The organism is Streptosporangium sp. NPDC050148 (genome assembly GCF_055586505.1).
The window spans coordinates 89,035-108,868 of sequence record NZ_JBVJIA010000005.1 but is presented as its reverse complement, the minus strand read 5'-3'; the positions used below and the strand labels follow the sequence as shown (position 1 = coordinate 108,868).

Sequence of the window (19,834 nt, the reverse complement as noted above, 5' to 3'; positions counted from 1 at the left end):
TCTGGAGCGACGCGCGAGCGGGCGGACCGGCGGGGACGGGCGCCCGGTGGCCGCGAGTTCCGAGCCGGAAGGCGAGGAGATCGTATGGGTGCAGTGATCGTCGAGGCCGTACGGACCCCGATCGGCAGGCGCGGCGGGTGGCTCGCCGGACTCAAACCGCAGGCGGTCCTCGCCGCGGCCCTGAGCGGCCTCGTCGGCCGCGCGGGCATCGACCCGGCCGCGGTGGAACAGGTCTTCGCCGGATGCGTCACGCAGGCCGGCGAGCAGGGCGGCCACATCGGCCGGTACGCCTGGCTGTACGCCGGGCTGCCCTACCGGGCGGGCGTCACCACCGTCGACGCGCAGTGCGGCTCCTCCCAGCAGGCCGTGCACCTGGTCGCCGCGCTCGTCCAGGCCGGGGTCATCGAGGTCGGCGTGGCCTGCGGCGTCGAGGTGATGAGCCGGGCACCGCTCGGCTCCAACGTGCTCCCCGCCCGGCCCCGTCCCGACGACTGGTCCATCGACATGCCGGACCAGTTCGCCGCCGCCGAGCGGATCGCGCGCCGGCGCGGGCTGACCCGCGAGCGGCTCGACCGGTTCGGCGCCCGCTCCCAGCAGCTGGCCGCGCGGGCGTGGGCCGAGGGCCGCTTCGGCCGGGAGGTCGTCGCGGTGAGCGCGCCCGTCCTCGGCGAGGACGGCGAGCCGACCGGTGAGACGCGCCTCGTCGACCGCGACCAGGGGCTGCGCGAGACCACCGCCGAGGGGCTGGCCCGGCTCAGGCCCGTCGTCGAGGACGGCCTGCACACCGCGGGCACCTCCTCGCAGATCTCCGACGGCGCGGCCGCGGTGCTGGTGATGAGTGAGGAGGCCGCCGCCCGGCACGGCCTTCGGCCCAGGGCCCGCGTCCTCGCCCAGACGCTGGTCGGCGCCGAGCCGTACTACCACCTGGACGGGCCGGTGGACGCGACCGCGAAGGTCCTCGCCGGCACCGGGATGAGCATGGCCGACATCGACAGGTTCGAGGTCAACGAGGCCTTCGCCTCCGTGGTCCTATCCTGGGCATCGGTACACAAGCCGGACATGGAACGGGTCAACGTCAACGGAGGCGCCATCGCACTCGGCCATCCGGTCGGCGCGACCGGTGCACGGCTGATCACCGCCGCGCTGCACGAGCTGGAGCGGTCCGACTCCTCGACCGCGCTGGTCTCCATGTGCGCGGGCGGGGCGCTCGCGACCGCGACCGTCCTGGAACGCCTGTGAACGGCGCGTGTGAGCGGCGCCCGTGAACGGCACCGGCAAGGAGCGCCCCCGAAGGGGCGCCGGCAAGGAGCGCCTTTTGAACGGCGCCGGTAAGGAGCACCACCGTTGAAGTCCCGCCGCAGGCCGTACAGCGAGCAGCGTCCGTTCGACACCGGTGGCGGGGTGTGGAGCGTGCCGGTGCCCATCCCGGGCAACCCGCTCGGCTACACCCTGGTCTACGCGATCGAGTCCCCGGCGGGCCCGGTGCTGGTGGACGCGGGCTGGAACGCCCCCGAGGCATGGCTGGCGCTGCGCGACGGGCTCGCCGCGGCCGGCATGGACGTCCGTGACGTGCGCGGGGTGGTCGTCACCCACTTCCACCCCGACCACGCCGGGCTGGCCGGTCAGGTCAGGGAGGAGTCGGGCGCCTGGATCGCCATGCACGAGGCCGACGCCGCGCTGGTCGCGATGATGCGCGAGTTCGGGGAGCGCGGGCACCGCGACTTCCAGGCCGACATGCTGCGCCGGGCCGGGGCGGGCGCCGTGGAGGTGGAGGAGGTCACCGGGAACCGGCCCGGGCCGCCCGCGACGCCCGACCGCGTGCTGACCGACGGCGACCTGATCGACGTGCCGGGACGCAGGCTGCGCACGATCTGGACCCCCGGGCACACCCCCGGCCACGTCTGCCTGCACCTGGAGGACGCCGACCGCCTCTTCACCGGTGACCACGTGCTGCCAGCGATCACCCCGCACATCGGCATCTACCCCTACGACCGCGCCGACGTGGACCCGCTCACCGACTTCCTGGAGTCGCTGGAGAAGGTCAAGGGGCTGGGCGACCTCGAAGCCCTCCCCGCCCATGAATGGATATTTCCGGATACGGCGGCGCGGGCGGCCGAGATCGGCGTCCACCACGAGGAGAAGCTCCGACGGCTGGCCGACCTGCTCGCCGAGGCGGAGGAGCCGCTGACCATCTGGGAGATCGCCGGGCGGATGACCTGGAACCGTCCCTGGGAGGACTTCCCGGTCCTGCTGCGCGGGATGGCCGCGGGAGAGGCCGCGGCGCACCTGCGCACCCTGGAGGTGCGCGGCCTCGTCCGGCGGGCGGCGGGGACGGATCCGGTCAGGTTCGCCATACACTCATAGACATCGGATGTCTGGCGAACCCTGAGGACGGTGCAGCGTGGCGGTCACCGATGCCGCTATCGACAGGATCAAACAGATGATCCTGTCCGGCGAGCTGGCCCCCGGCAGCAGGCTGCCCAAGGAGGCCGACCTGGCCGACCGCCTCGGCCTCTCGCGCAACTCGCTGCGCGAGGCCGTCCGCGCACTGGCCCTGATCAACGTGCTGGACGTGCGCCAGGGCGACGGCACGTACGTGACCAGCCTGGAGCCCAGGCTGCTGCTGGACGCGATGTCGTTCGTGGTCGACTTCCACCAGGACGACACCGTGCTGCAGTTCTTCCAGGTGCGGCGCATCCTGGAACCCGCGGCGACCGCGATGGCGGCGACCTCCATGTCCGACTCCGAGGTCGCCGAGCTGCGCAGGCTCCTCGACGAGCTGCCCGCGGACCCGAGCGTCGAGCAACTGGTCGCCAACGACCTGGAGTTCCACCAGCGCATCGCGGAGGGGTCGGGCAACGCCGTGCTCTGCTCCCTCATCGAGAGCCTCTCGGGCCCCACCACCAGGGCCAGGATCTGGCGGGGCCTCACCCAGGAGAACGCCCTGGAGAAGACCCGCGAGCAGCACGGCGCGATCTGCGACGCCATCGCCGCCCGCCAGCCCGAGGTGGCGCGGGCCTGGGCCACGGTCCACATCGCCGGCGTCGAGGAGTGGCTCCGCAGCACCCTCGCCTGACCGTCCCCGAGGGACCGAAGGGCGCCGGGAGGGCGCGGGCCGTCACCCTCCGGGAGGGGGCGTCATCGAACGCGCGAGGCGGAGCACGCCCGCGCGTATCCGCTTCTCGCCCAGCTCCGGCAGGAGCGCGGACACGTGCTCGGCCGAGAGCGCGGCCAGCAGGGCGTGGGCGGCGTGCTCGGGGTCGGGCGTGCCGCCGAGCAGGATCGCCACGTGGCGGTGCCAGAACCGGTAGGCCCCGATCCGGTACCGGGCACCGGGGGCCGCGGTCTCCGACATCCGGACCAGGTCCAGGTGCTCCAGCAGGTAGTCCAGGTAGGCGCCGGCGAACGCGGCGAGCCGCTCACCGGCCGCCGCCCCGAGGCCGAGCGGCGGCGGCCCGTGCAGGATCGCCTCCTGCAGCACGCGTTCCCTGGCGTCCAGCAGGGCGGCGGCCAGGCCGGCCTTGTCGCCGAACCGGCGGAACAGGGTGCCCTTGCCGACGCCGGCGGCCGCGGCCACCTGGTCCATGGACACCGCCTCCACGCCCCGCTCGGCGAACAGCCGGGCCGCGGCCTCCAGTACCGCGGCGCGGTTGCGTGCCGCGTCCGCCCGTTCCCTCTGGGGTGGGGTGCGCAGCAGTTCCAGCGGTGTTGCAGAAGCGGACTGCGGTCCGCTATCGTCGTGAGCCACAAACGGACTATAGTCCACTTCTACGGAGGCAGCGACATGACCGCACTCATCACCCGGGACGAGCTGAAGGCCGCGATCGACGAGGGCCGCGTGACCGTCGTCGACGCGCTGGGCGGGCAGTACTACGCGCGGCAGCACCTGCCCGGGGCCGTCCCCCTGGTCCGGGCCGACGTCGACAGGCTGGCCCCCTCCCTGCTCCCCGACCTCGACGCCGCGATCGTCACCTACTGCTCCAACCCGGCGTGCCCCAACAGCGGGCAGGTCGCCGACAGGCTCACCGCCCTCGGCTACACCGACGTCCGCAAGTACCGCGAGGGCATCGAGGACTGGGCCGAGGCCGGCCTGCCCCTCGAATCCGCCTGAACCCTCCCGGGGCAGGGACGGCACGGGGATTCCCCTCCCCCGGTGGCGCCCGCGCGGGCACGGTCCCGCCCGCGCGGCACGCCGGCCGCCCCTTCCCGCGTTCTCCGAATTCGAGCCACAGGCATGACGGACATTTGCCCGTACGGAGCCGCTCACCCCCTCTGAGCTGCTTAAACTCGCTCGGGAAATGGAGCGATCATGAGGGGAACGATATGCGCAGAGTGTATTTTTCCGTAGGTTTGAGCATTTTCGCCATGAGCCTGGGGGCCCTCATCGTCGATACCGGCTCGGGGCACGCTCCGCTGAACCCGGTCAGCGGCAACAACGGCTTCACCGTCGTCGTGGAGGGCGACGCCCGCCTGAACAGCAACGAGAACGAGGGCACCCTGGCGGTGGGCGGGGACCTCATCCTGACCGGCGACTACCGGGTCGCCACCGTGACGGCGGGCACCTTCGTCGTCGCCGGCGACGCCCGGCCCACGGCGCTGGTGGTGGGCGGCCGGGTCGACTTCGCCCAGAGCAGCCCCACCGGACGGCTCTCGGTCCTCTCCGGCGGCTACGCCAAGATCGGCGACCTCACCGGCTCGTTCGTCCTGAACGTCGACAACAACGGCGCGCTGGTCAACACCCGGATCAACGCCACGGGCGACTACGAATCGCCGGCGCGGGTGGAGCTGACCGTACGCCAGCCCGTCGCCTCCGTCGGCCCCGCCTCGGTGATCGACTTCGCCGCGCTCTTCGCCACCTACCGCCAGCGCGCCGCGGACCTCGCCCTGTGCGTCAACAACGTGATCCTGCGGGACGGCAACGGGGTGCCCTTCCCCGGCAACGTCGTCCCGCCCGGTTCCAACGTCCGCATCAACCTGACCGACGGCATCACCAACGTCCTGCAGATCGACGCCGAGAACCTGAACAACATCGCCAACCTGATCTTCGACGACCGGCCCACGGCCACCGCCCCGCTCCTGGTCGTCGTGGACACGACCGCCGTGGGCGGTGACTTCACGTGGGTCCCCCCGAACTTCGCCGGCATCGGCGGGCCGGAGGGCCGGTTCATCCTGTTCGACTTCCCGGACGCCACCACCATCAGGCTTCCCTCGGGCAGGGGGGCCACCATCGAAGGGACGATCTTCGCTCCGAACGCCGCGCTGATCGACGAGAACGCCTCCAACATCGAGGGCAACGTCATCGTCCGCGAGCTGACCGCCGGCACGGCCACCGCCAACGGCGGGGAGATCCACGACTTCCCGTTCAGCACGGAACTGGACTGCGCGGCCCTGCCCCCGACCCCGACACCCACGCCCACCCCGACCCCGACACCCACACCCACGCCGACTCCGACCCCGACGCCGGTACCGCCGCTCCCGGTCCCCACCCCGACGTTGACGCCGACGGGACCTCCGGGTTCACGGGTGCACACGTCCACGCGTCAGTCGCAGTCGTCGGTGCTGAAGCGCGCCTCCCGATGCGAGAGCGGAAAGGGCCGGTGCCGCTGCCGGGCCGGGCGAGGATGCTCCGGACCCGCCGGGCACGGGGAGAAGACGCTGGTACGCCGCCCGTGACGGGACGGGGCACGCCCCCGCCACCGCCCCCCGGCCGGTCTAGGGACGCTCACCGGTGCCGGACGCCGGGGGCGGCGGCTCGGCCCTGGCCGCGGTGAGCACCTGGCTCGCGGACGGGTTCACCATCGCCCTCCCGGCCACGGTCACGGTCGGCACGGTCTCGTTCCCGTCCGCGACCGAGCGGACGAACGCCGCCGCGTCGGGGTCCTTCCAGATGTCGACCTCGCTGTAGCGCAGGCCCGTGAGGCGCAGGCGGGTGCGCAGCCTCATGCAGTACGGGCAACCGGGCCGCCAGTAGAGGACCACGCCCTCCCGGTCCGCCTCCCGGTGCGACGTCGCCCGGTCGCGCCGGGGAAGGTTCGTGACGACGAGCACCAGGCCCGCGATGACGAGCAGGACGATCGAGACCGTGGATGACATGGGAGGAGTATCGCAAACCCCTCCTGCTTCGGCCCAGCGGACCTTCACTCCGGCCGGGTGAGCCCGCCGGGACGATCCGGCCGGACGCGTTCAGGAGATCAGGCCCTCGGCGGTGAGGTCGGCCCACAGGTCGCCGGGCACCGGGCGGGCGGTCAGGGCGGCGTTGCGGGCGACCTCGTCGGCGGAGCGGGCCCCGACCACGACGGAGGCGACCGCGGGGTGGCGCAGCGGGAAGGCCAGGGCGGCCTGCGGCAGGGTGACGCCGTGGCGTTCGCAGACCGAGGCGATGCGGCGGGCGCGCTCCAGCAGCGGGCCTGGGGCCGGGGCGTAGTCGTAGGTGCCCGACGGGTCGTGGGTGGCCAGCAGTCCGCTGTTGAACACCCCCGCGGCCAGCACCGACACGCCGCGCTCCCGGCAGAGCGGCAGCAGCTCCTCCTGCCCGGACTGGTCCAGCAGGGTGTGGCGCCCGGCGAGCATGACCAGGTCGACGCCGGTCTCGCGGACGAAGCGGGTGAGCATCGCCGTCTGGTTCATCCCGACCCCGACGGCCTTGACGACGCCCGCGTCGCGCAGCTCCGCCAGCGCGGGGTACGCCTCGGAGACGGCCTGCTCCCAGTGGTCGTCCGGGTCGTGGATCAGGACGAGGTCGGCCGCGTCGAGACCGAGCCGCTCCAGGCTCTCCTCCAGCGACCGCCGCACCCCGTCGCGCGAGAAGTCCCAGACCCGGCGCGAGGAGGCCGGGACGTCGAAGCCCTGGTCGTCCCGGCCGAAGGGGCCGTCGCCGTCCACGGGGACGATCAGGCGGCCGACCTTGGTCGACAGGACGTAGGAGTCGCGGGGACGGCCGGCGAGGGCGGCGCCGAGCCGCCGTTCCGACAGGCCGAGCCCGTAGTGGGGCGCGGTGTCGAACAGGCGGATCCCCGCCTCGTAGGCCGCGTCCACCGCCGCCCGCGCCTCGTCCTCGCCGACGGGAGAGAACAGGTTCCCGATCGGGGCCGCGCCGAAGCCGTACCTGCTGACCTGCACCGGCCACTCCGTTCCTGACAGGACGATCCCTCCGGTACGAGGGCGGTCCCCGGTACCGTCTCATGCTCCCGCGACCGAGGGACACGCGCCCTCCCCGTACCCGGACGGGGCCCCGGGGCCCGTCCGGCCACCGGGGTCCTTCCGGCCGGGTGCGTCAGTCCTGGGCCTTGCCTCCGGCCAGGCGGCTGATCATCAGGGCGACCAGGATGATCGAGCCGTAGACGAGCTGCTTCCACTCGCCGGGGACGCCCTTGAGGGTGAGGATGTTCTCCACCAGGCCGATCACCAGCACGCCGGTGAGCGCGCCGAGGATCGTCCCCTTGCCGCCGTCCATGCTGACGCCGCCGATGACCGCCGCGGCGAAGGCCATGAAGATCCAGCCGACGCCCTGGTTGGCGCTGATGCCGCCCAGGCGGCCGGTCTCCAGCACCCCGGCGAGCGCGGCGACGACGCCGCCGATGACGAAGACGACCCACACGACCCGCTCGACCCTGATGCCGGCCGCGCGGGCCGCGTCGGCGTTGCCGCCGATGGCGTACAGCGAGCGGCCGGCCCGGAAGTAGCCGAGCGCGACGATGGCCACCGCGAACAGGACGCCGGTGATCCAGATCGCCGCGGGCAGGCCGAGCCAGACGGCGCTGCCCAGGTAGAGGAACGACGCGGGCAGCTCGAACAGGCTCCGGCCCTGGGTGAGACCCAGGTGCAGGCCGTGCACGACGATCATCATGGCCAGCGTGACGATGAAGGCCGACAGCTGGAAGCGCAGGATCAGAAAGCCGTTGAAGGCCCCGACCAGGCCGCCGACCAGCAGGCAGAGCGGGAGCGCCAGGATGGCGGGCAGGTCCAGGCCGAACCCGCCGGCCGCCACCGGGATGACCAGCATCACCCCGACCGCGGGCGCCATGCCGACCGTGGACTCCAGCGACAGGTCGAACTTCCCGCTGATCAGGATCAGCGCCTCGGCGAGCACCACCAGCGCCAGGGCCGACTGCTGCTGGAGCACGTTGGTCAGGTTGCCGGTGGTCAGGAAGATCGGGTCCACGAAGGAACCGGCGATCAGCAGGACGACGATCACCGGGACCAGGGTGAGGTCGCGGAACCGCCCGAGCCTGAGGCCGTGTCCGCGCGAGGCGGCCGGCGCCGCCGGTGCGGGCGGGGAGGTCTGTGTCGTGGTCATGGGTCGATACCTTCCATCGCCGCCACCAGCTCGTTGTCGGTCCAGCCGCGCGGCACGTCCCTGACGATCCTGCCGTGGAACATGACCAGGACGCGGTCGCAGATCCGCAGGTCGTCGAGTTCGTCGGAGACCAGCACGGCCCCTGCGCCCCGGCCGGCCGCGTCCTCCACGGCGCCGAGGAGGGAGTGCTTGGCCTTGACGTCCACCCCGGCCGTCGGGTCGATGACCACGAGCGCGCGGGGGTCGTCGGCGAGCGCCCTGGCCAGCACCACCTTCTGGGCGTTGCCGCCGGACAGGTCGGCCACCGGCTGGTCGGGGCCCGTCGTCTTGATGTCCAGCCGCTCGATCATCCGGGCGCCGCGCTCGCGGCGGCGGGCCGGGGAGACCGTGCCGTAGCGGCCGAGCCGGTGGGCGATCGGGATGGTCGCGTTCTCGGCGATCGACAGCAGCGGGACGAAGCCCTGCCGGTGCCGGTCCTGGGGGACGAACCCGAGGCCCGCGCGGAGCGCGGAGGGCACGTCGCCCGGCCGGACGTCGACGCCGTTGACGGTCACCGTCCCGGTGTCGGCCCGGTGCAGGCCGACCAGGGTCTCGGCGAGGCCGACCTTGCCGCTGCTGCCGGACCCGGCCAGGCCGACGATCTCGCCCGCGCGGACGGTGAGGTCCACGTTCTCGTAGCGGCCGGCCAGGCCGAGCCCGCGCGCGGACAGCACCACCGGGGCCGAGGGGTCGGCCGTGCGGGTGCGGTACGCGTAGGCCGCGGTCGCCTCACCGGTCATCGCGTCCACCAGCCGGTCGTGCGGCAGGTCGCCGACCGCGGAGGTGACGATGTGCCGGGCGTCGCGGAAGACCGAGACGCTCTGGCAGATCTCGTACACCTCCTCCAGGTGGTGGGAGATGAACATCATCGTGACGCCCTGCTCGCGCAGCGCGCGCATCCGGTCGAAGAGCCGCTGGATGGCGGGCCCGTCGAGCTGGGCGGTGGGCTCGTCCAGGATGACGAAACGGGCGCCGAACGACAGCGCCCTGGCGATCTCCAGGAGCTGGCGCTGCTCGACGCCGAGGTCCGCGGCCATGGTGCCGGCGTCGACGTCCACCCCGTACTGGTCCAGCAGTTCCCGGGCCCGGCCGCGCAGGCTCCGCCAGCCGATCGCACCGCGGTCGGTCTGGCGGTTCAGGAAGAGGTTCTCCGCCACCGTCAGGGTGGGGATGATCGTCGACTTCTGGTAGACGCACGCGACGCGCCGCCGCCAGGCGTCCCGGTCCGCCATCGGCGGCGCGGGCTCGCCGGCGAAGCGGACCTCTCCCTCGTCGGGGCGCTGCAGGCCGGTCAGGATCGACACCAGGGTGGACTTGCCCGCGCCGTTCCTGCCGACGAGCGCGTGCGTCTCCCCCTCGGTGATCGCGATCCCGGCCCCGTCGAGCGCGACGGTCGGCCCGAAGCGCTTGGTGATCCCGAGCGCCTCGACCGCCTTGACGGATGGTGTCATCACTTGACCTGGTTGCCCCAGAGGGCCTTGTCGTCCACGTTCTCCTTGGTGACCAGCGGCGCGGGGAGCTGGTCCTCCAGGCCGTTCGGCAGCTGGATGATCGTGCTGCCGTGGTCGGTGGGGCCGGGTGCGAAGGTCTTGCCCTCGATCGCGGCCTTGGCGTAGAAGAGCGCGTACTTCGCGTACAGGTCGGCGGGCTGGGAGACCGTGGCGTCGATCTCGCCCTTGCGGATGGCGTCGAACTCCTGCGGGATGCCGTCGTTGGAGACCACGAAGACGTGCTCGGGGTCCTCCGGCGGCACGATGAGGTTCTTGGCCTTGAGCACCTGGAGGGTGGGGGCCAGGTGGACGCCTCCGGCGTGCATGTACACGCCCTTGATGTCCGGGTGCTGCTGGAGGCGGGTCTGCAGCATCGAGGCGGCCTTGGTGCCCTCCCACTCGGTGGGCTCGTCGAAGACCGTGATGCCGGGGAACTTCTCCTTCATGCAGCCGCGGAACGCCTCGGCCCGGTCGCGGCCGTTGATCGACCCGAGGGCGCCCATGAGCTGGACGACCTTGCCCTTGCCGCCGAGCTTCTCGCCGAGGAACTCGCACGCCTGGGTGCCGTACGCCTTGTTGTCGGCGCGCACCACCATGTAGACCTTGCCCTTGTCGGGGCGGGTGTCCACGGTGACGACCGGGATGTTCCTGGTCTCCAGAGTCTGCAGGGTGGAGGCGATGGCGCCGGTGTCCTGCGGTGCCATGACGATCGCCTTGGCGCCCTGCCCGGTGAGGGCCTGGGTGTTGGCGACCAGCTTGGCCACGTCGTTCTGCGAGTTGGTCGGCGGCATCAGGTCGACGCCCAGCTCGGCCGCCATCCGGGGGACGTACTTGTTGTACGAGTTCCAGAAGTCGGAGTCGGCACGGGGGAAGTCGATCCCGACCTTGCCGCCCTTGGCCGCGGCGTCACCGGTGGGCCGGGCGCCCGTGGTGGCGGTGCCGGCGGGCTCGGAGGAGCCGCAGGCCGAGAGCGTGAGGGCGAGGGCGAGCAGTGCCGCGCCCGTCGCCGCGGGTCGAATGTTCATGTCGTTGCCTCTGTTCAAGCCGTGCGAAGGGTGAGTGGGTCGGTGGGACCCGGGAGGGGTCATGTCCTGGGCCGGAGTCTGAGGCCCTGCATGCCGCCGTCGACGGCCAGGACGGTCCCGGTGGTGGACGCCGTGAGCGGGCTCGCCAGGTAGGCGATGGCCGCGGCGACCTCGGGGGCGCTCACCAGACGCCCCATCGGCTGACGGTTCTCCAGCGCCGCCCGTTCGGCGGCCGGGTCGTCGGCCGCCGCCAGCAGGCGCTGCACCCAGGGGGTGTCGGCGGTGCCGGGGTTGACGCAGTTGACGCGGATCCCCTCCCCGACGTGGTCGGCCGCCATCGCCAGGGTCAGCGATTGGATGGCCCCCTTGGACGCGCTGTAGAGCGCCCGCTGGGGAAGGCCGGCCGTCGCCGCGATCGAGCAGGTGTTGACGATCGCGGCGTGCTCGGAGCGGCGCAGGTGCGGCAGGGCCGCCCGGGTGACCCGGACGATGCCCAGGAGGTTGACGTCCAGGACCCGCAGCCACTCCTCGTAGGGGTTGTCCTCGATCGTGCCGGCGGCACCGATCCCGGCGTTGTTGACCAGGACGTCCAGCCCGCCGAGCCGTTCGGCGGCCTCGGCGACGGCGGCGCGGACCGCGCCCTCGTCGGTGACGTCCGCCCTGACCTCGACGAACGGGCCGCCGGAGGCGTTGACGTCCAGCGAGGCCACGCCCGCGCCCCGCTCGGCCAGCAGGGTGGCGGTGGCCAGGCCGATGCCGGAGCCCCCGCCGGTGACCAGGGCGCGCAGGCCGTCGAACTCACCCATTGAGGGACCTCCATACCGGGCCGTCGGGATAGCCGTGGTCGGCGATCGACGAGGGGTGCATGGCCGCGCCGAAGCCGGGCACGCTCGGCGCGACGTAGGCGCCGTTCTCGATCACCACGGGGTCGGCGAAGTGCTCGTGCAGGTGGTCGACGTACTCGATCACCCGGTTCTCCATCGAGCCGCTCACCGCGACGTAGTCGAACATCGACAGGTGCTGCACCAGCTCGCACAGGCCGACCCCGCCCGCGTGCGGGCAGACCGGGACGCCGAACTTGGCGGCGAGCAGCAGGATCGCGACGTTCTCGTTGACGCCCGCGACGCGGGCCGCGTCGATCTGCAGGTACGAGATGGCCTCGGCCTGCAGGAGCTGCTTGAAGACCATGCGGTTCTGCACGTGCTCGCCGGTGGCGACCGGGATGGGCGCGATGCCCCGGGCGATGGCGGCGTGGCCGAGCACGTCGTCGGGGCTGGTGGGCTCCTCCACCCAGTGCGGGCGGAACTCGGCCAGGGCGTTGACCCAGGTGATGGCCGTGCCGACGTCCCAGCGCTGGTTGGCGTCGATCGCGATGGGGAAGTCTTCGCCGCAGGTGTCACGGGCGATGCGCATCCGCCGCCGGTCGTCCTCCAGGTCGGCGCCGACCTTCAGCTTGATTTGGGTGAAGCCGTCCCTCATGGCCTCCTCGCACAGGCGGCGCAGCTTGTCGTCGTCGTAGCCGAGCCAGCCGGGCGAGGTGGTGTAGGCCGGGTAGCCGTGCTCGCGCAGGTGGGCGATCCGCTCGCGCCTTCCGGGTTCGGCGGCGCGCAGGATGTCCAGCGCCTCGTCCGGGGTGAGGGCGTCGGTGAGGTAGCGGAAGTCGACCAGGCCGACGAGCTCCTCGGGCGACATCTCGGCCAGCAGCAGCCAGAGCGGCTTTCCCGCCCGCTTGGCCTTGAGGTCCCAGAGCGCGTTGACCACCGCGGAGATCGCCATGTGCATGACGCCCTTCTCCGGACCGAGCCAGCGCAGCTGGGAGTCGTGGACCATGTCCTTCCAGAGCGTGCCCATGTCCTCGGTGTCCCTGCCGAGCACGTACGGCTCCAGGGCCCTGATCGCGGCGGTCTGCACCTCGTTGCCGCGTCCGATGGTGAACGCGAAGCCGTGGCCCTCGAAGCCGTCGTCGGTGCTCAGCACGAGGTAGGCGGCCGAGTAGTCGGGGTCGGGGTTCATCGCGTCGGAGCCGTCGAGCTCCAGCGAGGTGGGGAAGCGGATGTCGTGGGTGCGCATCGAGACGATGCGGTACGTGCCGCTCGCGCCGGGGACCGTACCGGAGGCGGTGACCTCGTGAGCGGTGGCGTCGGTGGCGTCGGGGGCGTCGGGGGCGTCGGGGGCGTCGGTGGCACGGGCGGGGGCGTCGGGAGCGGGGGCCGGGCCGGGGGCGGTCAGTTCGCTCATGCCTGTCCCACGGTCTGCCGCTGGCGGCCGAGACCGTCGATCTCCAGCTCCATGACCTGGCCCGCCCGCAGGTACGGGGTGCCGGGCAGGCCGAGCGCGACGCCCGCCGGGGTGCCGGTGTTGATCAGGTCACCGGGTTCGAGGACCATGAACCGGCTCAGGTAGCGGACGATCTCCGCCACGGTGAAGATCATGTCGTGGGTGCCGCCGTCCTGGTGGCGGGTGCCGTCCACCCACAGGCGCAGGCCCAGGGCCTGCGGATCGGCGATCTCGTCGGCGGTGACCAGCCAGGGGCCGAGCGGGTTGAAGGTCTCGCACGACTTTCCCTTGTCCCACTGCCCGCCGCGCTCCAGCTGGAACTCCCGCTCGGAGACGTCGTTGGAGATCGCGTACCCGGCGACCTTGGACAGCGCCTCCTCGTGCGTCTCGACGTAGCGCGCCGTCCCGCCGATCACGACGGCCAGCTCGACCTCCCAGTCGGTCTTCACGCTTTCCCTGGGGACGAGCACCTCGTCGTACGGGCCGATCACCGTGCCGGGGGCCTTCATGAAGACGATCGGCTCGGCCGGGATGGCGGCGTTCGTCTCGGCCGCGTGGTCGCGGTAGTTGAGGCCGATGCACACGATCTTCCCCGGCCTGGCGATCGGGGCGCCGATCCGCAGCCCCTCGGCCTCCAGCACGGGAAGCTCGTCCCGCTCCAGCGCCGCGCGGACACGGGCCACACCCCCGGAGGCGAGGAACGCCCCGTCGATCTCGGCCTCCGGGATTTCACGGAGGTTACCGGCCTCGTCCAGGACGGCCGGCCGCTCCTGGCCGACGGGTCCCACGCGCAGCAGCTTCACACCGCACCCTTCGCTCGATGTCATCAATACATCCGATGTCTTGTCCCGTGATGCTGAACGACGTTCGGGGCCGGTGTCAACCCTTCGCGGGCCTATACATCCGATCCGTTACCCGGAAGAATCCGCAGATGGGCAGGGGAGGATCCGATCATCGCCCGGTTTTGACGTGATAGATCGGAGTTCCCTCCGAAGGGAGAAAGGAAGATCGTCGATGTCGTTCGAGGCGGGGAACGGGATCCGGAATGATCGCCCCGTATCAAACATCGGAGGACGCTTCCCCGGTTACGTCGCGGTTTCGGCACCGTCCCCGGAAACGTGCCCGTCTCGCGGCCGAAAGGTCCGCGACCGGGCCCGCGGCCGGGCCCGCGCCGGGCGGTCCCGAAGGCCCGCCGCCGGGGCCGCGCGAGGCGGTCCGGCGGGGAGCCCCCGGCACCGCGCCCCCTTCCATCCGGCCGTACGGCCCCGATCCCGCCACCACCGGAGCAGTGAACGATCATGACGACACCGCACCCCGACGACCCGGTCCTCCGGTACGACGCGCCCGCGACCGACTGGGAGACCCAGGCGCTGCCGATCGGCAACGGCGCGCTGGGCGCCATGGTGTTCGGCGGCGTCGGCCGCGAACGGATCCAGTTCAACGAGAAGTCCCTGTGGACCGGCGGACCCGGCTCCGAGGGCTACGACCACGGCGACTGGACCCGTCCGCGGCCCGGGGCGCTCGCCGAGGTCAGGGCGCGCATCGACGCCGAGGGCAGGATGTCCCCCGAGGCGGTGGCCGCCCTGCTCGGGCAGCCGAGACGGGGGTACGGCGCCTACCAGCCCTTCGGCGACCTCTGGATCGACCTGGCGGACGGGTCCGGGACGTCCGGGGCATCCGGGACGTCCGGGGCATCCGGGACGTCCGGAGGGGCCGGGACGTCCGGAGGGGCCGAAGAGAGCGACAGGGACGGCGCGGGCGTGACCGGTTACCGGCGGGAGCTGGATCTGGGCGAGGCCGTCGCCAGGGTCGGCTACACCTCGGGCGGGGTGGAGCACCTGCGCGAGTACTTCGCCTCCCACCCCGGCGGCGTCGTCGTCGGGCGGATCTCCACCGGCGCCCCGGGCCGGGTCTCCTTCACGCTGCGCCTGTCGTGCCCGCACCCCGGCGCGCGGGTCACGGTGTCCGGGGGACGCCTGACCCTGCGGGGCGCGCTCGCCGACAACGGCATGAGGTTCGAGGCGCAGGTCCAGGTCGTCGCGCGCGGCGGCACCCGCGTCGACGGCGACGGTCACGTCACCGTCGAGGGTGCCGACGAGGCGGTGTTCGTGCTGTCGGCGGGCACCGACTACGCCGACGCCCACCCCCGCTACCGGGGCGCCGACCCGCGCGCCCGGGTCACCGCGGCGGTGGACGAGGCGGCCGGCACGCCGTACGAGCGGCTCAGAGCCGTCCACCGGGCCGACCACCGGGCGCTGTTCGACCGGTGCCGGCTGGACCTCGCCCCCCTCCCCGCGGACGTCCCGACCGACAGGCTCCGCGCCGCCTACACCGGGGGCCCCTCGGACGGCGACCGGGCGCTGGAGGCGCTGTTCTTCGCCTACGGCCGCTACCTGCTCATCGCCTCCTCCCGGCCGGGGTCCCTCCCGGCCAACCTGCAGGGGGTGTGGAACGACTCGGTGAACCCTCCCTGGTCGGCCGACTACCACGTCAACATCAACCTGCAGATGAACTACTGGCCCGCCGAGCCGGCCAACCTGGCCGAGACGGCCGAGCCGTACGACCGCTACGTCACGTCACTGGTGGCGCCCGGCCGCGAGAGCGCGCGGCGGATGTTCGGCGCGCGCGGCTGGGTGGTGCACGACGAGACCACCCCGTTCGGCTTCACCGGCGTGCACGACTGGGCCACCGCGTTCTGGTTCCCGGAGGCGGCGGCCTGGCTGGCCCGGCAGATGTACGAGCGTCACCTGTTCGGCGCCGGCCCGTCCTACCTGCGCGGGACCGCGTACCCGGTGATGCGGGAGGCCGCGGTGTTCTGGCTGGACACCCTGCACGTCGACCCGCGCGACGGCACGCTGGTGGTCTCCCCGAGCTACTCCCCCGAGCACGGCGACTTCTCCGCGGGCGCCGCCATGTCCCAGCAGATCGTCCTCGACCTGCTCACCACCACCCTGGAGGCGGCCCGGGAACTCGGGGAGGACCCTGCCCTCCAGGCGGAGATCGCGGACGCGCTGGCCAGGCTCGACCCGGGCGTCCGGATCGGGTCCTGGGGGCAGCTGCAGGAGTGGAAGGGCGACTGGGACGACCCCGGCGACACCCACCGGCACCTGTCGCACCTGTACGCCCTGCATCCGGGCTCCCGGGTGAGGGCCGGCACTCCGGAGGCGGAGGCGGCCCGGGTCTCGCTCACCGCGCGGGGCGACGGCGGCACCGGCTGGAGCAAGGCGTGGAAGATCAATTTCTGGGCGCGGCTGCTGGACGGGGACCACGCCCACCGGATGCTCGCCGAGCAGCTCAGGGGCTCCACCCTGGACAACCTCTGGGACACCCACCCGCCGTTCCAGATCGACGGCAACTTCGGCGCCGTCTCCGGCATGGCCGAGATGCTGCTGCAGAGCGCGCACGGCACGGTCCACGTGCTGCCCGCACTGCCGGCGGCCTGGCCGCGGGGCTCGGTCACCGGCCTGCGCGCCCGCGGGGACGTGACCGTGGACGTCTCCTGGACCGGTGGCGCGGCCGCGCGGATCGTCCTCCGTGCGGGCAGGACCGGCCCGCTCAGGGTCCGCGCGGCCGTGATCGCCGGTCCCCACGACGTCCGGGACGCCGCGGGCAGGAGACCCCGCACGACCCGCGACGGGGACCTGCTGACCATCGACGCCCGCGCCGGGGAGTCCTACACCGTCACCGCCGACGCGGGGGCACCGGGTTGACGGACCCCCCGTCGCGTAATAGAACACGTTTCAGAAAGGTATCCTGCCAAGCGTACGCTCGAACGCTCGGCGGTTCGGTGTGCCCGGCGGTGGACAGGGACTCCGGCGACCGCCGCGTCCGCGACGGCCGTCCCGCGAGGAACGCGCCGCCCGGACGAAGGGCACGTCATCCGCGCCCGCGGGCCCCCCGGCCCGCGCGCCGTCCGAGAACGCCGACCCGGCTCCGCAGGAGGACCGATGGACATCGATCTGGTCGACCAGGATTTCTACTGGCGGAACGGCGCCCCGTACGACCAGATGGCCTGGCTGAGGGCCAACGCGCCGGTCTACGCGCATCCGGGGGACGCCGAGCGGGGCTGGCCCGGCTTCTGGGCGGTCACCAAGCACGCCGACGTGGTGCACGTCTCCCGCCACTCCGACCTGTTCTCCTCCAGCAGGAAGCTCGCGCTCTTCAACGAGGTCCCCGAGGACCAGCGGGCCCTGCAGCGGCTGATGATGCTCAACCAGGACCCGCCGGAGCACACCCGGCGCCGCTCCCTGGTCAACCGGGGCTTCACCCCGCGCATGATGGGCGCCCTGGAGGGGCACATCCGCGAGATCTGCCACCAGCTGGTGGACGAGGCCAAGGGACGCGGCTCGGTCGACTTCGTCCGGGACATCTCGGCCCCGCTGCCGCTGTACGTGATCTGCGAGCTGCTCGGCGCCCCGCCCGAGGACCGGGACAAGCTCTTCAACTGGTCCAACCAGATGATCGGGGCCGAGGACCCGGACTACGCGGCCGACCCCGGCGAGGGGGCGAACGCGGCCGGTGAGGTCTACGCCTACGCCAACGCGCTGGCCGCCGAACGTCGCCGGCAGCCCCGCGAGGACATCGTCACCAAGCTGATCATGCCCGACGCCGCGGGGGACACGCTCACCGAGGAGGAGTTCGACCTGTTCGTGCTGCTGCTCGTGGTGGCGGGCAACGAGACGACCCGCAACGCCGCCTCCGGGGGCATGCTGGCCTTCTTCGAGCACCCCGAGCAGTGGCGGCGCCTGGTCACCGACCCCTCGCTCGCCGGCACCGCGGCCGACGAGATCGTCCGCTGGGTCTCCCCGGTGAACCTCTTCCGCCGTACGGCCACCACCGACACGGTGATCGGCGGGCAGGAGGTCAAGGAGAACGACAAGATCGTGGTCTTCTACAGCTCCGCCAACCGCGACGAGGACGTGTTCGCCGACCCGGACACCTTCGACATCGGCCGCGACCCCAACCCGCAGATCGGCTTCGGTGGTGGCGGGGCCCACTTCTGCCTCGGCAACCACCTGGCCAAGCTGGAGCTGCGGGTGCTCTTCGAGGTGCTGGCCGAGCGGCTGCCGAAGCTGGAGCAGGCGGGCCCGGCCCGCCGCCTGCGCTCCAACTTCATCAACGGCATCAAGGACCTGCCGGTCACCGTGGGCTGAGTCCGGGCCGGGACCCGGGACCCGAGTCCGGGCCGGGATCCGGGACGGCCGGGGTGCCGGACGGCCCGGGTTCGAAGAGGCCGGGTCCGGGAGGGCCGGGGTCCGGGAGGGCCGGGGTCCGGGAGGGCCGGGGTCCGGGAGGGCCGGGGTCCGGGAGGGCCGGGGGCCGCGTCTAGCGGGACGGGACACCGGCCAGCATCTCCTCGATCAGGGCGACCGCCCGGGGGGTGCCGCCCTCCGCGCGGACCTCGGCCCGGATCCCGGCCAGCCGCTCGGCGACCCGCGGATCGGTGGTGAGGTCGAGCAGGGCCGTGCGCAGCGCCTCGGGGGTGGCCTCCCCGGTGTCGATGCGGCGGCCGACGCCGAGCTCCACCAGCCTGTCGGCGTTGCCGAACTGGTCGGCGGCCTGGGGAACGGCGATCATCGGGACGCCGCAGTACAGGCCCTCCTGGGTGCCGCCCATGCCCGCGTGGGTGACGAACGCGTCGGCCTGTTCCAGGATCGACAGCTGCGACACCCAGCGGTGCACCTCGACGTTGGACGGGATCTCCCCCAGGCCGTCGAGGTCGATGTGCCTGCCGATCTGCAGCACCACGTGCCAGCCGGGCAGGTCGCCGAAGGCGGTCAGGCAGGCGCGGTAGAAGTCGGGCACGTCGGTGAAGGTCGACCCGAGCGAGACGAGCAGGACCTTCTCCGCTCCCTCGGGGCGCTTCCAGGGCTCCTGGTGGGGCCGCACCGAGAAGCACGGCCCGGTGAAGGTGATCCTGGCCGGGTCGACCCGGTCCGCGTTGGGCTGCATGACCTTCGGGATGAGCGCCAGCGCCCGGGGCGGGCGTCCGGAGAACTCGTGGGAGTCGAGGTGGCCGAGGCCGTTGTCCGCGAGCCACTCGTCGAAACGCCGGTAGTGCTCGGCGCCGCCCGGAGCCTTCTCGAACTCCTCGATCATCGGCGCCATGTCCTCGCGGTAGCCCTCCCAGGCGACGTACGTCGGCGAGAGCTGCATCAGCGGGATCCCCCAGTTCTCCGCGAGCACCCGCACGGCGTACCCGCCGATGTCGTAGAGGAACAGGTCGGGACGGTCGTTCTCGTACGCGGCGCGCAGCGTCGGCAGCATCGCCATCGCGTCACGCAGGAAGAGGTCGATCTGGCCGACCGGATCCTCGGGCCACGTACCGGAGTCCACCTTGGGCAGGAGCGAGTCGTAGAGCACCGGTTCGGCCCCGGCCTCCGCGACGATCTCGGCGTAGGAGGGGTCGTTGGCGTAGGTCACCCGGTGCCCCCGGGCGGCCAGTTCCCTGATCACCTCGATGCTCGGGTTCACGTGACCCGGGGCCGGGATACTGACCATGGCGATGTGGGCGCGGCGGGTCATGGGGTCCTCCGAAGGGTGGGAAGCTTTCTCGCGAGACGTCTCGTCTCGCGATGAGCCCAAGCATGCACCTAAGGCCCCGATCATGTCAAGACGGTACGTCTCGTCTCTCTGAAGGACCGTCGGTGATCCGTTCGGAACGGGAAGCGGACCGAGCCTTCAACGAACCTTGGGCGACCCGGCGC

17 protein-coding genes are annotated in these 19,834 nt (G+C 72.5%); 7 read left to right on the top strand and 10 right to left on the bottom strand.

Annotation, left to right across the window (positions count from 1 at the left end; all coding sequences use genetic code 11):
• Positions 1-84: 84 nt before the first annotated feature.
• The 3 genes from ACZ6RT_RS06930 (at position 85) to ACZ6RT_RS06920 (ending at position 3,076) form a co-directional block, all read left to right on the top strand.
• On the top strand, positions 85-1,239 hold the full coding sequence (locus ACZ6RT_RS06930; RefSeq protein WP_470152506.1) for a steroid 3-ketoacyl-CoA thiolase: 1,155 nt from the start codon (positions 85-87) through the stop codon (positions 1,237-1,239).
• A 105-nt stretch (positions 1,240-1,344) separates the two neighbouring features.
• A complete protein-coding gene (locus ACZ6RT_RS06925; RefSeq protein WP_470152505.1) occupies positions 1,345-2,364 on the top strand; it encodes an MBL fold metallo-hydrolase in 1,020 nt (339 codons plus the stop codon).
• A 37-nt stretch (positions 2,365-2,401) separates the two neighbouring features.
• The gene (locus ACZ6RT_RS06920) at positions 2,402-3,076 is read left to right on the top strand and encodes a FadR/GntR family transcriptional regulator (RefSeq protein ID WP_399186583.1); all 675 of its coding nucleotides are present in this window, start codon (positions 2,402-2,404) and stop codon (positions 3,074-3,076) included.
• A 42-nt stretch (positions 3,077-3,118) separates the two neighbouring features.
• Here ACZ6RT_RS06920 and ACZ6RT_RS06915 read toward each other — a convergent pair whose 3' ends face one another.
• Positions 3,119-3,748 (bottom strand): TetR/AcrR family transcriptional regulator, encoded by a 630-nt coding sequence (locus ACZ6RT_RS06915; RefSeq protein WP_399186584.1) that lies wholly within the window; start codon positions 3,746-3,748, stop codon positions 3,119-3,121.
• 36 nt (positions 3,749-3,784) lie between these two features.
• Here ACZ6RT_RS06915 and ACZ6RT_RS06910 point away from each other — a divergent pair, with 36 nt between their 5' ends.
• Together ACZ6RT_RS06910 and ACZ6RT_RS06905 are read left to right on the top strand one after the other, a co-directional pair.
• Positions 3,785-4,111 carry a rhodanese-like domain-containing protein gene (locus ACZ6RT_RS06910; RefSeq protein ID WP_399186585.1) on the top strand — a complete coding sequence of 109 codons (327 nt, stop codon included), beginning with the start codon at positions 3,785-3,787 and terminating at the stop codon, positions 4,109-4,111.
• A 254-nt stretch (positions 4,112-4,365) separates the two neighbouring features.
• A complete protein-coding gene (locus ACZ6RT_RS06905) occupies positions 4,366-5,673 on the top strand; it encodes a collagen-binding domain-containing protein (RefSeq protein ID WP_470152504.1) in 1,308 nt (435 codons plus the stop codon).
• A 39-nt stretch (positions 5,674-5,712) separates the two neighbouring features.
• On the opposite strand, the gene ACZ6RT_RS06900 is transcribed toward ACZ6RT_RS06905, so the two are convergent.
• From ACZ6RT_RS06900 to ACZ6RT_RS06865, 8 genes are all read right to left on the bottom strand, one after another.
• Positions 5,713-6,093 (bottom strand): mycoredoxin, encoded by a 381-nt coding sequence (locus ACZ6RT_RS06900; protein ID WP_399186587.1) that lies wholly within the window; start codon positions 6,091-6,093, stop codon positions 5,713-5,715.
• A gap of 90 nt (positions 6,094-6,183) precedes the next feature.
• Entirely contained in the window at positions 6,184-7,119 is a 936-nt protein-coding gene (locus tag ACZ6RT_RS06895; protein WP_470152503.1) for an aldo/keto reductase, read from the bottom strand.
• A gap of 154 nt (positions 7,120-7,273) precedes the next feature.
• Positions 7,274-8,296, bottom strand: coding sequence for an ABC transporter permease (locus tag ACZ6RT_RS06890; RefSeq protein ID WP_399186589.1), 1,023 nt, complete (start codon positions 8,294-8,296; stop codon positions 7,274-7,276).
• Positions 8,293-9,786: a sugar ABC transporter ATP-binding protein gene (locus ACZ6RT_RS06885; protein ID WP_470152502.1), complete on the bottom strand. Its 1,494-nt coding sequence runs from the start codon at positions 9,784-9,786 to the stop codon at positions 8,293-8,295. Before ACZ6RT_RS06885 ends, ACZ6RT_RS06890 begins: the two co-directional genes overlap by 4 nt.
• Positions 9,786-10,850 carry a sugar ABC transporter substrate-binding protein gene (locus tag ACZ6RT_RS06880; protein WP_399186592.1) on the bottom strand — a complete coding sequence of 355 codons (1,065 nt, stop codon included), beginning with the start codon at positions 10,848-10,850 and terminating at the stop codon, positions 9,786-9,788. Before ACZ6RT_RS06880 ends, ACZ6RT_RS06885 begins: the two co-directional genes overlap by 1 nt.
• A 59-nt stretch (positions 10,851-10,909) precedes the next feature.
• Positions 10,910-11,656: an SDR family NAD(P)-dependent oxidoreductase gene (locus ACZ6RT_RS06875; RefSeq protein WP_470152501.1), complete on the bottom strand. Its 747-nt coding sequence runs from the start codon at positions 11,654-11,656 to the stop codon at positions 10,910-10,912.
• Positions 11,649-13,088, bottom strand: coding sequence for an L-fuconate dehydratase (locus ACZ6RT_RS06870; protein ID WP_470152500.1), 1,440 nt, complete (start codon positions 13,086-13,088; stop codon positions 11,649-11,651). The genes ACZ6RT_RS06875 and ACZ6RT_RS06870 overlap by 8 nt, the downstream gene beginning before the upstream one ends.
• The gene (locus ACZ6RT_RS06865; protein ID WP_399186595.1) at positions 13,085-13,954 is read right to left on the bottom strand and encodes a fumarylacetoacetate hydrolase family protein; all 870 of its coding nucleotides are present in this window, start codon (positions 13,952-13,954) and stop codon (positions 13,085-13,087) included. Before ACZ6RT_RS06865 ends, ACZ6RT_RS06870 begins: the two co-directional genes overlap by 4 nt.
• 471 nt (positions 13,955-14,425) lie before the next feature.
• Here ACZ6RT_RS06865 and ACZ6RT_RS06860 point away from each other — a divergent pair, with 471 nt between their 5' ends.
• Both ACZ6RT_RS06860 and ACZ6RT_RS06855 read left to right on the top strand, forming a co-directional pair.
• Complete coding sequence (locus tag ACZ6RT_RS06860) at positions 14,426-16,837, top strand: glycoside hydrolase family 95 protein (RefSeq protein ID WP_470152499.1); 2,412 nt, start codon at positions 14,426-14,428, stop codon at positions 16,835-16,837.
• A gap of 237 nt (positions 16,838-17,074) precedes the next feature.
• Entirely contained in the window at positions 17,075-18,280 is a 1,206-nt protein-coding gene (locus tag ACZ6RT_RS06855) for a cytochrome P450 (RefSeq protein WP_470152498.1), read from the top strand.
• 172 nt (positions 18,281-18,452) lie between these two features.
• On the opposite strand, the gene ACZ6RT_RS06850 is transcribed toward ACZ6RT_RS06855, so the two are convergent.
• Positions 18,453-19,652 carry a macrolide family glycosyltransferase gene (locus tag ACZ6RT_RS06850; RefSeq protein ID WP_470152497.1) on the bottom strand — a complete coding sequence of 400 codons (1,200 nt, stop codon included), beginning with the start codon at positions 19,650-19,652 and terminating at the stop codon, positions 18,453-18,455.
• Positions 19,653-19,834: the final 182 nt, after the last annotated feature.